The sequence below is a fragment of the Pseudomonas anguilliseptica genome, from assembly GCF_900105355.1.
GTDB lineage: Bacteria > Pseudomonadota > Gammaproteobacteria > Pseudomonadales > Pseudomonadaceae > Aquipseudomonas > Aquipseudomonas anguilliseptica.
In genome coordinates this window covers 1,967,765-1,980,425 of record NZ_FNSC01000001.1, presented here as the reverse complement: position 1 = coordinate 1,980,425, position 12,661 = coordinate 1,967,765, and the positions used below count along the sequence as shown (strand labels likewise).

12 protein-coding genes are annotated in these 12,661 nt (G+C 60.2%); 8 read left to right on the top strand and 4 right to left on the bottom strand.

Annotated features, from left to right (window positions below; genetic code table 11):
- Positions 1-41: 41 nt before the first annotated feature.
- Positions 42-1,013, bottom strand: coding sequence for a PstS family phosphate ABC transporter substrate-binding protein (locus BLW24_RS09510; protein ID WP_090379644.1), 972 nt, complete (start codon positions 1,011-1,013; stop codon positions 42-44).
- A 159-nt stretch (positions 1,014-1,172) separates the two neighbouring features.
- Entirely contained in the window at positions 1,173-2,153 is a 981-nt protein-coding gene (locus BLW24_RS09505; protein WP_090375775.1) for an IS5 family transposase, read from the bottom strand.
- Positions 2,154-2,520: 367 nt separating this feature from the next.
- Here BLW24_RS09505 and BLW24_RS09500 point away from each other — a divergent pair, with 367 nt between their 5' ends.
- The gene (locus BLW24_RS09500) at positions 2,521-2,922 is read left to right on the top strand and encodes an acyl-CoA thioesterase (RefSeq protein WP_090379640.1); all 402 of its coding nucleotides are present in this window, start codon (positions 2,521-2,523) and stop codon (positions 2,920-2,922) included.
- 61 nt (positions 2,923-2,983) lie between these two features.
- Here the strand turns inward: BLW24_RS09500 and BLW24_RS09495 are convergent, their stop codons facing one another.
- Both BLW24_RS09495 and BLW24_RS09490 read right to left on the bottom strand, forming a co-directional pair.
- Entirely contained in the window at positions 2,984-3,838 is an 855-nt protein-coding gene (locus BLW24_RS09495) for an AraC family transcriptional regulator (RefSeq protein ID WP_090379635.1), read from the bottom strand.
- A gap of 141 nt (positions 3,839-3,979) precedes the next feature.
- Positions 3,980-5,080, bottom strand: coding sequence for a TRAP transporter substrate-binding protein (locus BLW24_RS09490; protein WP_090379632.1), 1,101 nt, complete (start codon positions 5,078-5,080; stop codon positions 3,980-3,982).
- 196 nt (positions 5,081-5,276) lie between these two features.
- Here BLW24_RS09490 and BLW24_RS09485 point away from each other — a divergent pair, with 196 nt between their 5' ends.
- The 7 genes from BLW24_RS09485 (at position 5,277) to tssE (ending at position 12,661) form a co-directional block, all read left to right on the top strand.
- Positions 5,277-5,822 carry a TRAP transporter small permease subunit gene (locus tag BLW24_RS09485; RefSeq protein ID WP_090379629.1) on the top strand — a complete coding sequence of 182 codons (546 nt, stop codon included), beginning with the start codon at positions 5,277-5,279 and terminating at the stop codon, positions 5,820-5,822.
- On the top strand, positions 5,815-7,191 hold the full coding sequence (locus BLW24_RS09480; protein WP_090379626.1) for a TRAP transporter large permease: 1,377 nt from the start codon (positions 5,815-5,817) through the stop codon (positions 7,189-7,191). Before BLW24_RS09485 ends, BLW24_RS09480 begins: the two co-directional genes overlap by 8 nt.
- A 106-nt stretch (positions 7,192-7,297) precedes the next feature.
- Positions 7,298-8,203 (top strand): D-hexose-6-phosphate mutarotase, encoded by a 906-nt coding sequence (locus BLW24_RS09475; RefSeq protein WP_090379623.1) that lies wholly within the window; start codon positions 7,298-7,300, stop codon positions 8,201-8,203.
- A 444-nt stretch (positions 8,204-8,647) separates the two neighbouring features.
- On the top strand, positions 8,648-10,210 hold the full coding sequence (gene tssA / locus BLW24_RS09470) for a type VI secretion system protein TssA (RefSeq protein ID WP_090379620.1): 1,563 nt from the start codon (positions 8,648-8,650) through the stop codon (positions 10,208-10,210).
- A 33-nt stretch (positions 10,211-10,243) separates the two neighbouring features.
- On the top strand, positions 10,244-10,750 hold the full coding sequence (gene tssB / locus BLW24_RS09465; RefSeq protein WP_090379617.1) for a type VI secretion system contractile sheath small subunit: 507 nt from the start codon (positions 10,244-10,246) through the stop codon (positions 10,748-10,750).
- 24 nt (positions 10,751-10,774) lie between these two features.
- Positions 10,775-12,250 carry a type VI secretion system contractile sheath large subunit gene (gene tssC, locus BLW24_RS09460; protein ID WP_090240793.1) on the top strand — a complete coding sequence of 492 codons (1,476 nt, stop codon included), beginning with the start codon at positions 10,775-10,777 and terminating at the stop codon, positions 12,248-12,250.
- Positions 12,251-12,256: 6 nt separating this feature from the next.
- The gene (gene tssE, locus BLW24_RS09455) at positions 12,257-12,661 is read left to right on the top strand and encodes a type VI secretion system baseplate subunit TssE (protein WP_090379615.1); all 405 of its coding nucleotides are present in this window, start codon (positions 12,257-12,259) and stop codon (positions 12,659-12,661) included.

Genomic DNA, 12,661 nt, shown 5'->3' with positions numbered 1-12,661 from the left:
CGGGCGTGCGACTTACTTAGGCGTCCTTGCCTGTACCAGGATTACTCCAGACCCAGTTCCTTCAGGGTTTTCGCAGCCACTTTGCTCGGCAGTGGGATGTAGCCGTCTTTTACGACCACTTCCTGACCTTGCTTGGACAGCACCAGCTTGATGAATTCAGCATCCAGCGGGCTCAGCGGCTTGTTCGGCGCCTTGTTGACGTAAACGTAGAAGAAGCGAGCCAGCGGGAACTTGCCAGCCAGGGCGTTTTCTTCGTTGGCGTCAAAAGCTTCGCCGCCTTTCTTCGACAGCGGTACAGTCTTCACGCTGGAAGTCTTGTAGCCGATGCCCGAGTAACCGATGGCGTTGATGGTGCTGGAGATCGACTGCACCACGGAAGCCGAACCCGGCTGCTCGTTGACGTTGGCCTTGAAGTCGCCTTTGCACAGGGCTTCTTCTTTGAAGTAGCCGTAGGTGCCGGATACCGAGTTGCGACCGAACAGCTGGATCGGCTTGGCAGCCCACTCGCCGGTCATGCCCAGGTCACCCCAGGTTTTGATATCGCTGGCGCCACCGCACAGGCGGGTGCTGGAGAAGATTGCGTCAACCTGAGCCATGTCCAGGGACTTAATCGGGTTGTCCTTGTGCACGAACACTGCCAGGGCATCGATAGCCACCGGTACGGCTGTCGGCTTGTAGCCGTACTTCTCTTCAAACGCTTGGATCTCGGCATCTTTCATCGCACGGCTCATTGGGCCCATGCTGGCAGTGCCTTCAGTCATAGCCGGTGGCGCGGTGGAAGAACCGGCGGCTTGGATCTGAATGTTGACGCTCGGGTATTCCTTTTTGAACTCTTCAGCCCACAGCGTCATCAGGTTGGCCAGGGAGTCGGAGCCAACGCTGGACAGGTTGCCCGACACGCCGGAAGTTTTGGTGTAGCTCGGCAGAGCCGGATCGACAGCAGCAACCGCAGTGGCGGTAGCCACGCCAGCGGCGACAAAAGTCATGGCCGCCATCAAACGCTTAAGTTTCATGCCTTACTCCTAGGGATGGTCTGAAGTAGCCCTGTATTTCCGGTCAACTTCAGCCTCCGCTGATTTTGAAAGCGGAAAACTGATCAAAAACGATCAAGTCATCCGCTCATTTCGGTGTTTCTGGCCGCCGCGAGCACCTCGCAGCGGTCATTTCCCACATTACAGGCGCACCTCTCCTGCATTCGTCAGCAAATGTCGACGGGCCATCCACAGGTTCGACAGGGCGAACAGCGTTACCAGTTGTGCGGTGTTTTTGGCCAGGCCACGGAAACGCGTCTTCACATAACCGAACTGACGCTTGATCACCCGGAACGGGTGCTCGACCTTGGCGCGAACTTGCGCCTTGGCCTTCTCGATCTTGCGCTTGGCTTTGTACAGCGCGCTGCGCTTACTCAACGTGTTGTACGTACTGCGGCGGGCTGCGATCTGCCAGATCACTTCACGGCCTTCATGTTCTGGCCGCTTCTCTACGCCGGTGTAACCCGCGTCGGCACCCACCATGTTTTCTTTGCCGTGTAGCAGCTTGTCGACCTGAGTAACGTCTGCAACATTGGCTGCCGTGCCGACCACGCTATGCACTAAACCCGACTCGTCATCGACGCCGATGTGCGCCTTCATGCCGAAGTAATACTGGTTTCCCTTCTTGGTCTGGTGCATTTCCGGGTCACGCTTACCGTCCTTGTTCTTGGTCGAACTCGGCGCATTGATCAGCGTGGCATCGACGATGGTGCCTTGGCGCAATGACAAACCGCGGTCACCCAAATAGCCATTGATGACGGCCAAGATGCCCGCAGCCAGTTCGTGTTTCTCCAGCAATCGGCGGAAGTTGAGGATGGTGGTTTCGTCGGGAATGCGCTCCAGGCTCAGACCCGCAAACTGGCGCAGGATGGTGGTCTCGTACAGAGCCTCCTCCATCGCCGGGTCGCTGTAGCCGAACCAGTTCTGCATCAAATGAACCCGTAACATCGCCATCAGCGGATAGGCTGGACGTCCGCCTTCACCCTTGGGGTAATGCGGTTCGATCAAGGCAATCAAACCCTTCCACGGCACAACCTGATCCATCTCGATCAGGAACAGCTCTTTGCGGGTTTGCTTGCGCTTGCCGGCGTACTCGGCGTCGGCGAAGGTCATCTGCTTCATCGGAAAACTCGGCGGGTGGAGTTCAGGTATTTTGCCAAATTCAGGAAGTCTTCTTCAGGGTTTCCCTAGCAGACTAGTGTTGGATTGAACGGGGCCAAGTATCTGTAGGCCGCGTGACGACTGTATGTAAGCAATGTGACAGTTAGATGAATGCAACCCATGTTTTGCTGCAGTCGATGAACTGAGGTGCAAAGCCCAGGCGGCCAAGTGCCATGGTCGCCCTGCGACTGCAGAGTCGCTATACTCGCTGCGCCCGCACTCCCGCGGGCCTGCTGGGCCTACCCGCGATAGCCGCAGAGCCTGACTCGCCGCCACCGCCAAGCCCTGCACCGCGCCAATAACAACAACCGCGCCGCGAGCCTATCCGATGCACGATTTCGAACAGGAAGACCCCATCCCGCAAGGCGACCTGGCTTTGCAGATCACCGCATTGCCACGTGAAACCAACGGTTTTGGCGATATTTTCGGCGGCTGGCTGGTGTCGCAGATGGACCTGGCCGGCACCGCCATGGCCAGCAAGGTAGCCGGCGGCCGCGTAGCCACAGTGGCCATCGACCGCATGGCCTTCCTGGTGCCGGTAGCGGTTGGCGCACAACTGTCCTTCTATACGCAAACCGTGGAAGTCGGCCGTAGCTCGATCCAGATGCTGGTCGAAGTGTGGAGCGACGATCCGCTGTCCAGCGAGTGGCGCAAGGTCACCGAGGCGGTGTTCGTGTTTGTCGCCATCGACGGCAGCGGCCGCACGCGCCCGGTGCCCAAGCGCAGCTGAAACCGAGCGGAGGGGCTGCATCGGAACGGGCATAGCCCGCTCCGAGCATGACTGCAGTGAACTAACCCGCCAGCGGAATACAAATCGCCGTACGCAACTGGGCCGGCGGCACACTGCGCACATCATTCAGATATTCCTCAAAGCAGGGCGCTTCTCCGGGTTGCTCGCCGGAATTTGGCAGCCATTGGCTATATAGCCAGTGGTAGGCCTGATCCAGCTCGGCGTAGGGACCGACAAACTCCAGCACCGCACACCGCCCGCCTGGAGTCTGCAGACGGCGCAGCGGCGCACTCAGCATCAGATTCTCGGGCGCCTCGATACAGGCGTCGGCGCGTAGTGAAGCGACCGGCTGCGACAGCGGATCGTCATAGTAGATGCCGAATGAACGACTCTGCGCGACCGCCAGCCCTTGGCCTGCGGCCCAGGCGTTGAGCCGCTCGAAGGTTTCGCCAATAGCCTGATAATTGCCGCAATGAGCCATGGCGGCGACGGATTGTGGGCTGAGGGTACGGATTTCCACCTGATACATGTTTGTATGCTCCTGAAAGGGCGGGAAAGTCAGGGGAGCCACCGCCTGCGTGCGCGCCCGGTACGCCGTGGGCGCTTCGCCATAGGCCTCGCGGAAAGCTCGGCTGAAGGCCTGCACGCTGCCATAGCCGGCCGTGCGGGCCAGCCGGGCAATGCCTTGCGACGATCCGCACAAGGCCACCGCGGCCCGGTGCAGACGCATGCGCCGCTGGGTGTCCTGCGGGGTTTCGCCGGTCAGCCCGCGGTACACGCGGTGGAAGTGGAACGGCGAAAGGCAGGCCTCGTCGGCCAGGCGATAGAAATCCATCGGCTCGTCGAGATGCGCCAACAGCCAGTCGAGGACTTGCTGCAAGGCGACGGCATAACGTTGACGAGTGACGACCTTCATACATGGCTCCCTGTTCGCACCGCGGCGATCGCCACGGTGTAGAACGACCTTAAACGGCCCCGGTTAACCCGGATTGCGCTTTTCCCTGTGCCCGAAACGCAGAATGCCGGCATAAGCCGGCATTCCTTGGAACCCCGGGCATTAGCCGCGGATATTGTAGATGTCCTTCTCGTTCAGCTCGGCGTATTCGTACAGGCGCTGCAGATAAGCCTTCTGCTGCGCCCACACCTTGCTTGCTACCGGATCGGCGGCGGCGCTGGTGTCGACCACTTCGGCGGCCACTTCCTTGAGTTTGGCCAACACTTCGTCCGGCAGACGGCGCACTTCCACGCCCTCGCCCTTGAGCTGCTCCAGGGCTTCCATGTTCTTCCCGTTGTAATCGTCGAGCATGTCGCCGTTCACATCACGCGCAGCGGCGCGAACGATGGCCTGCAGATCCGCCGGCAGGGTTTCCCACGCCTTGATGTTGATATCCAGCTCGAAGGTGACGTTCGGCTCTTGCCAGCCCGGGGTGTAGTAATACTTGGCGGCTTTGTGCAGGCCCAGGGCCTGATCGTTGTATGGGCCAATCCACTCGGTGGCGTCGATGGCGCCGGTTTGCAGCGCAGTGAAGATCTCACCGGCCGGCATGTTGACCACGGTACCGCCCATCTTGGTCAGCACTTCGCCGCCCAGGCCCGGGGTGCGCATCTTCAGGCCCTGGAAGTCCTCAACCGAGTTGATTTCCTTGTTGAACCAGCCGGCAGTCTGCACGCCGGTTGAGCCACAGGCCATCGGCAGCACGCCGAACGGCTTGTACACCTCTTCCCACAGCTCGATACCGCCACCACGGTGCAGCCAGGCGTTCATTTCCTGAGCATTGGGGCCAAATGGCGAAGCGCAGAAGAACTGCGCGGCCGGCACTTTACCTTTCCAGTAGTAAGGCGCACCGTGGCCCATCTCGGCGGTACCGCGGCTCACTGCATCGAACACTTCCAGTGCCGGCACCAGCTCTCCAGCGGCATAGACCTTGACCTTCAAGCGGCCGTTGCTCATTTCATCAACCAGTTTGGCGAAGCGCTCAGCACCGACACCTACGCCAGGGAAGTTCTTCGGCCAGGAGGTAACCATTTTCCAGTTGAAAGTTTGGCTGCTCGCGCCTTCTTGGGGCTTACCAGCGGTTTCAGCCTCTTGTTTGCAGCCGGCCAGTGCCGTGGCTGCAAGGCCTACGCCGGCTGCTGCGAGAATTTGACGACGTTTCATGCAAAGCTCCTTTATTGTTGTAGTGGTCTGACCACAGGATCGCTGCGGACCCACCGCGCCTGAGTAACATAGGGGTAAGTGACTCTCAAGCCTAGCGGATACGACTAAAGTTGTAGTGCCATTGCCGCACGTGCCCGGGCCTGCCTAGAATCGCCGGCTTGCCTGCCCACAAAGCCCATAACCATAAGGACTCATAATGTCCGATAAACCGCCTCTGCTGCTCGGCCTTGCTCATCTGATCGACTCATTCAACGCCCGTTTCGGCAAGGCCTGTGCCTGGCTGACGCTGTTTCTGGTGCTGGGCACCGCCATCGTGGTGATCCTGCGTTACGGTTTCGGCATTGGCGCCACCGCCCTGCAGGAAGCTGTGCTGTATAGCCACGCGCTGGTATTCATGGGTGCTGCCGCCTGGGTGCTGCAACGCAACGGCCACGTGCGCGTCGACATCTTCTATCAGAAGTTCAGCGCCAAACGTAAAGCCCTGGTCGACAGTCTCGGCACCTTGCTATTTCTGCTACCGGTGTGCCTGTTCCTCGGCTGGGCCAGCTGGGATTACGTCAGCAATTCCTGGGCAACCCTGGAAGGCTCCAGCGAGTCGGGCGGCCTGAAATTTGTCTACCTGCAGAAGAGCATCATCCTGGTGCTGGTGGTCAGCCTGCTCCTGCAAGGAATCTCCGACTTGATCAAATTCGCCAATATCCTCACCGGCCGCCTGCAAAGCGCGGAGGTGAAGCATGGCTGAATTGATGGCGATTCTGCTGTTTATCAGCATCTGCGCGGCCCTGATGGCTGGCTACCCGGTGGCCTTCACTCTGGGCGGCGTATCACTGTTGTTTGCCGGCATCGGCATTCTGACTGGCACCTTCGATGGCGGCTACCTGAGCGCCCTGCCCAACCGCCTGTTCGGCATCATGAACAACCAGACCATGCTGGCGGTGCCGTTGTTCGTGTTTATGGGAGTGATGCTGGAGAAGTCCAGGGTCGCCGAAGACCTGCTCGAATCCATGTCGCGGCTGTTCGGCACCTTGCGCGGCGGTCTGGCGATTTCCGTGTGTGTGGTCGGCGCGTTGCTGGCGGCCTCCACCGGTATCGTTGGCGCCACCGTGGTGACCATGGGCCTGCTGGCCCTGCCGACCATGCTGCGCCGTGGCTATGACCCGGCGATTGCCACCGGCACCCTGGCCGCCACCGGCACCCTGGGGCAGATCATTCCGCCGTCCATCGTGTTGGTGCTGCTGGGTGACGTGATGTCCAGCGCCTACCAACAGGCGCAGCTGAAGATGGGCATCTTCTCGCCCAAAACCGTCTCGGTCGGTGACCTGTTCGTCGGTGCGCTGCTACCTGGCCTGCTGCTGGTGGGGCTGTATATCGCCTACATCATTGGCGTGGCAATCTTCCAGCCGAAGAAGCTGCCAGCGCTGCCGCAGGAAGAACTGGGCCCGATCGAATGGGGCAAGCTGATCAACGCCCTGGCACCGCCGCTGCTGCTGATCGGCGCGGTGCTCGGCTCGATCCTCGCCGGTTACGCCACCCCCACCGAAGCCGCTGCACTCGGCGCCCTCGGTGCCATGCTGCTGGCCTTCTACAAGGGCAAGCTGAACTTCGGCCAGCTGCGCGAAGTGGCCTACGGCACCACCGAAATCAGCGCCATGGTGTTCCTCATTCTGATCGGCGCCTCGCTGTTCTCCCTGGTGTTCCGCGGCTTCGGCGGCGAGGCGATGATCGAGGACATCTTTGCTCAGTTGCCTGGCGGCGTGCTCGGCGCGTTCTTCCTGGTAATGGTGGTGATCTTCCTGCTCGGCTTTATCCTCGACTTTATCGAGATCACCTTTGTGGTGGTGCCGATTGTCGGTCCGGTATTGCTGGCCATGGGCCTGGACCCGGTATGGCTGGGCGTGATGATCGCACTGAACCTGCAGACGTCCTTCCTGACTCCGCCGTTCGGCTTTGCGCTGTTCTACCTGCGCGGGGTCACCCCGGCCTCGGTACCCACCAGCACCATCTATAAAGGTGCGCTGCCGTTTATCCTGATCCAGATCCTGCTGCTGGTGATTGCCTACCAGTTCCCGGGACTGATCACCTGGCTGCCGGAACAGGTCTACGGCAAGTAAGCCTGACTCCAGCCACAGAACGCCCGTCACTGACGGGCGTTTTGCTTTCTGCGCGCAAGCTGGGCTCCAATAGCCTTCTTTAATCCCTATCTCTACGAGTACACCGATGGCCAGATCCCACGTTGAACGCCTTGAGCTGGATGAGCTGACCTGCTGGCGCGCACGGGTTGGTGCCCGCGAACTGCTGATCAGCCAGCAAGGCGCGCAGATACTCAGCTATCAGGAAGATGACCAGCCGCCGCTGATCTGGCTCAGCGGGCAAGCGGCCTACAAGCGCGGCCAAGGCGTGCGCGGCGGCGTGCCGGTGTGCTGGCCATGGTTTGGCAGCCTGCAACGCAACCCGCAGGCCATACAAAGCATGCACCTGCAGCCCGACACTGCACCCGCCCACGGCCTGGTACGCAACCTTGACTGGCAGCTGCAAGGCATCGATCAGCACGATGATGGCGTCCAGCTGGAATTCGTCTACAACAGCGCCACCCAACCGCTGATCGACTGGCCCCACACCGCCGAACTGCGCCTGAGCATTCGCCTGGACGAGCGCCTGCATATCCAACTGAGCAGCCGCAACCTGGGCGAAACGCCGCTGGCCATCAGCCAGGCGCTGCACAGCTACTTTGCCGTCAGCGATATCCGCCACGTCGCGGTCGAAGGCCTGCACGGCTGCCGCTATATCGAAACCCTGGAAGACTGGCAGCAACGCCAGCAGGACGGCCTGCTGCACTTCAGCGGCGAGACCGACCGCATCTACCTGAACACCCCGGCGCAGCTGAGCATCCTTGACCGCGCCTGGCGGCGGCGCATCCAGCTGCACAGCAGTGGCTCAAACTCGGCCGTACTGTGGAACCCCTGGATCGACAAGGCGCAACGCCTCTCGCAATTCGCCGCCGATGCCTGGCCCGGCATGCTGTGTATCGAACACGCCAACGTACTGGACGATATCCGTGTACTGGCGGCGGGTGAGCAGCATCAGCTCGATGTGAGTCTCTGGGCCGAATCCTGCCGCGATTAACCGACCAACGGTTTACCCCCTCCCCGCGCCGAGCTCGTCCGGGCTCGGCCGTAGCACTGCGGTCACAGGCCAACCCGGCAGAACCTGCACTACGTCACACTAACTCGCAGTAATCAGACAACTTCTGTGACGCGCCACTAATTTGCCAGCAAGCAATTACTTACATATATAGAGCCATATCCCGACATAACTTTTCAGGCCCTTCTTATTGTGACGAAACACTCATAATTTTTAGGAACTATCGTTCCAGTTAATAATCGTCGAATATCTCTCACTGTTACATATTTCATACTTTCAACGGTTGTCCGACACTCTTCATAGGGCTAGGATGCCCACCTCACTAGGACGCGCGCAACTTCTTGCGCACCCACAGCGCAGCAAGATGATCTTCGCAAGCTTCACCGGCTTCTCCGAAGTTACCCGCAGCGATAATCGAGTCATGGAATGACCTATTCAAACAAACTCACTGCTCATTATTTAGAGCTGGCCAAACTTCCTATAAATGAAGGGAACTTTGCCGGTAATGACGTGCGTTATTCCACGGAATATGAAGTTCTCGAAAACGAGCTGGGCAAGGCCACCGCACTGTACGAAACGGCGGCGATCGACTGGCAAAAGGTCCGCGAAAACAGCGAGATACTGCTCAGCGCCCACTCCAAGGATTTGCGCGTTGCCGCCTGGCTGATCTGGGGGCTTTACCAGCGTGAATCCTTCCCCGGCCTGCAAGCCGGTTTCAGCCTGCTGCACTACCTGTGCCTCAACCACTGGGTCGAGTTGCATCCGCGCAAACAGCGCACCCGCGCCGCCGCCATCAGCTGGCTGATTCCTCGCCTGGAGCAGGCGCTGGCCGAACATGTACCGATTGGCGAACAACTGGCGCTGTTCCGCAGCCTGGCCGAGCAACTGCGCGCTCTGGAAGCCTGCCTGGCCGAGCACCTGGGCGAAGATGCACCGCTGCTGCTACCGCTGTGCCGGCGCCTGGATGAGCTGGTCAAGCGCGCCAGCCAGGGTCAGCCGGAGCCCGGTTCCGTCGGCGCGGCGATTGCCCAGGTCAAACAGGCCGCCAGCCAGATGCTCACCCCTGGCGCACCGGTGGAAAGTGAAAAGGAAGCGCACAAGAGCCTGCGCAGCCTGCAAGACCAGGCCCGTCCGCTCTGCGCCTATTGGCTGAAACAGAAAGCCAGCGACCTGCGCGCCCTGCGCCTGGCGCGCACCCTGCTCTGGCTGCCCATCGACAGCCTGCCGGAACGCAACGCCGAACAGATCACCGCGCTGCGCGGTCTACCTGCCGACAAGCTGGCCAGCTATCAGGAGCGCTACCAGAACGGCCAATACGCCGACCTGCTGGTCGACCTGGAAGCCAGCATCGCCCGCGCGCCCTTCTGGCTCGACGGCCAGCATCTCGTCTGGCAGTGCCTGCACGAACTGGACGCCGAGCAGGCGATGCGTGAAGTGGAAATCCAGCTCGCACTGTTTATGCAGCGCATGAGCGGCTTGGAAGAACTGCGCTTCCACGACGGCAGCGCCTTCGCCGATGCACAGACCCGGGCCTGGCTCAGCTCCCACGTAATGCCGCATGTACAGGCGCCGGTCAGCGAAAACGCCCCAGTCGCCAACGACGGCAACAGCCTGCCGGCCTGGGATATCGCCCTGCAGGAAACCCTGCCCAAGCTGCGCAAGGACGGCCTGAAATCCGCCGTGCAGCAACTCAAGCTCGGCCTGGCCAAGGCGCGCGGCGGCCGTGAACGCTTCTTCTGGCAGCTGACCCTGGCGCGCCTGTGCTACAGCGCAAAGAAATACGAACTGGCCAAGACCCAACTCGAATCGCTCGACCAGACGCTACAGGCCACCGGCCTCGGCGACTGGGAACCCGATCTCGCCCTGGACGTACTGCGCATGCTGCACAGCTGTTGTGAGCTGTTGCCGCAGAACCACGCGGTGCGTGAAAGCAAGGAAGAGATCTACCGCAGGTTGTGCCACCTCGATCTTGAAGTGGTACTGGACTAGGCCCTCGGGCCATAACCGTAACGGAGAATGACCATGGCCAAAGAAGGCTCGGTAGCCCCCAAGGAACGCATCAACGTCACTTTCAAACCCGCCACTGGCGGTGCTCAGGAAGAGATCGAACTGCCACTGAAACTGATGGTTCTGGGTGACTTCACCCAGCGCGCCGACGATCGCAAGATCGAAGACCGCAAGCCGATCAGCATCGACAAGAACAGCTTCGACGAAGTGCTGGCCAAGCAGGAACTCAACCTGACCTTCGCCGTGCCTAACCGTCTGCAGGACGACGCTGAAGGCGACGACATGGCCGTGCAGCTGCGCATCAACTCGATGAAGGACTTCAACCCGGCCAATGTCGTCGACCAGGTCCCTGAGTTGAAAAAACTGATGGAACTGCGCGACGCCCTGGTGGCTCTGAAAGGCCCACTGGGCAATGCCCCGGCCTTCCGCAAGGCCATCGAAAGCGTGCTGGCTGACGACGACTCGCGTGACCGCGTACTCGGCGAACTCGGCCTGGCTGCCCAAGGCAAGCTGGACTCCTGATTCAATTAACAAGGAAGCTAATTCATGAGCACTAGTGCAGCAGTAGAAAGCGGTCGCAGCGCCGCCGACCTCGGCATCCTCGACCGCATCATTGCCGAGACCAAACTGACTCCGGACGACGAAGCCTATGACATCGCCAAGCGTGGCGTGTCGGCCTTTATCGAAGAGTTGCTGAAGCCGCAGAACGAAAATGAGCCGGTGAAAAAGGCCATGGTCGACCGCATGATCGCGGAGATCGACGCCAAGCTCAGCCGGCAGATGGACGAAATCCTCCACAACGCCGAATTCCAGGCGCTGGAATCCTCCTGGCGCGGCCTCAAGCTGCTGGTGGATCGCACCAACTTCCGCGAAAACATCAAGCTGGAGATCATCAACGCCTCCAAGCAAGATCTGCTCGATGACTTCGAGGACAGCCCGGAAATCATGCAGTCCGGCCTGTACAAGCACATCTACACCGCCGAATACGGCCAGTTCGGTGGCCAGCCGGTCGCTGCTCTGATCGCCAACTACTTCTTCGACCCGAGCGCGCCGGACGTCAAGACCCTGCAATACGTTGCCAGTGTCGCCAGCATGTCCCACGCGCCGTTTATCGCCGCTGCCGGTCCGAAGTTCTTCGGCCTGGAAAGCTACACCGGCCTGCCGGACCTGAAAGATCTGAAGGATCACTTCGAAGGCCCGCAGTTCGCCAAATGGCAGAGCTTCCGCGAGCAAGAAGATGCCCGCTATGTTGGTCTGACCGTACCGCGCTTCCTGCTGCGCAACCCGTACGACCCGGAAGACAACCCGGTGAAGACCTTCGTCTACAAAGAAAACGTCGCCAACAGCCACGAGCATTACCTGTGGGGCAACACCGCCTACACCTTCGCCTCCAAACTGACCGACAGCTTCGCCAAGTTCCGCTGGTGCCCGAACATCATCGGCCCACAGAGCGGCGGCGCAGTAGAAGACCTGCCGTTGCACCACTTCGAAAGCATGGGCGAGATTGAAACCAAGATCCCGACCGAAGTACTGGTCTCCGACCGTCGTGAATACGAACTGGCCGAAGAAGGCTTTATCGCCCTAACCATGCGCAAAGGCAGCGACAACGCCGCGTTCTTCTCCGCCAACTCGACGCAGAAGCCGAAGTTCTTCGGCATCAGTGAAGAAGGCAAAACCGCTGAGCTGAACTACAAACTCGGCACCCAACTGCCGTACATGTTCATCATCAACCGTCTGGCTCACTACCTGAAAGTGCTGCAGCGCGAGCAGATCGGCGCGTGGAAAGAGCGCACTGACCTCGAACTGGAACTCAACAAGTGGATCCGTCAGTTTGTTGCTGACCAGGAAAACCCAAGCTCCGAAGTCCGTAGCCGTCGTCCGCTGCGCGCCGCGCAAGTGATCGTCAGTGATGTTGATGGTGAGCCAGGCTGGTACCGCGTCAGCCTCAACGTGCGTCCGCACTTCAAGTACATGGGTGCCGATTTCACCCTGTCCTTAGTTGGCAAGCTGGACAAGGAGTAACACCCAGTGAGCTACGGAAGCCTATTCGAGCGCCTCGGCGGTGAAGCCAGCCAGCGCGCTGGCTGGAGCCGCGAGGTCGCCGCAATGGCCTCCGTGGCGACTCATCTGGCGAAAATGCTCAGCACCCGAGCCGGTAGCGTGCAAACGCTGCCGGACTACGGGTTGCCCGATCTCAACGATATGCGCCTGTCGCTGCACGATTCGCTGCAGCAGGCGCGTATTGCCATCGAACGCTTTATCGAAGCGTACGAACCGCGTTTAAGCGACGTGCGGGTGATTTCCCTGCCGCGCGACAACAACCCGCTGAGCCTGGCCTTTGCCATCGAAGGCCTACTGGAAGTCGACGGTTTTAAACGCCAAGTCAGTTTCTCCGCGCGCCTGGACGGCAGCGGACAGGTCAAGGTCAATTAA

What these genes read in the sequence shown, in the direction of transcription:
- BLW24_RS09495 (WP_090379635.1), bottom strand. Translation starts at nt 3,838, where the DNA reads ATGAAGGTCGTCACTCGTCAACGTTATGCCGTCGCCTTGCAGCAAGTC.
- BLW24_RS09510 (WP_090379644.1), bottom strand. Translation starts at nt 1,013, where the DNA reads ATGAAACTTAAGCGTTTGATGGCGGCCATGACTTTTGTCGCCGCTGGC.
- BLW24_RS09480 (WP_090379626.1), top strand. Translation starts at nt 5,815, where the DNA reads ATGGCTGAATTGATGGCGATTCTGCTGTTTATCAGCATCTGCGCGGCC.
- tssB (WP_090379617.1), top strand. Translation starts at nt 10,244, where the DNA reads ATGGCCAAAGAAGGCTCGGTAGCCCCCAAGGAACGCATCAACGTCACT.
- BLW24_RS09475 (WP_090379623.1), top strand. Translation starts at nt 7,298, where the DNA reads ATGGCCAGATCCCACGTTGAACGCCTTGAGCTGGATGAGCTGACCTGC.
- BLW24_RS09485 (WP_090379629.1), top strand. Translation starts at nt 5,277, where the DNA reads ATGTCCGATAAACCGCCTCTGCTGCTCGGCCTTGCTCATCTGATCGAC.
- tssC (WP_090240793.1), top strand. Translation starts at nt 10,775, where the DNA reads ATGAGCACTAGTGCAGCAGTAGAAAGCGGTCGCAGCGCCGCCGACCTC.
- BLW24_RS09490 (WP_090379632.1), bottom strand. Translation starts at nt 5,080, where the DNA reads ATGAAACGTCGTCAAATTCTCGCAGCAGCCGGCGTAGGCCTTGCAGCC.
- tssA (WP_090379620.1), top strand. Translation starts at nt 8,648, where the DNA reads ATGACCTATTCAAACAAACTCACTGCTCATTATTTAGAGCTGGCCAAA.
- BLW24_RS09505 (WP_090375775.1), bottom strand. Translation starts at nt 2,153, where the DNA reads ATGAAGCAGATGACCTTCGCCGACGCCGAGTACGCCGGCAAGCGCAAG.
- BLW24_RS09500 (WP_090379640.1), top strand. Translation starts at nt 2,521, where the DNA reads ATGCACGATTTCGAACAGGAAGACCCCATCCCGCAAGGCGACCTGGCT.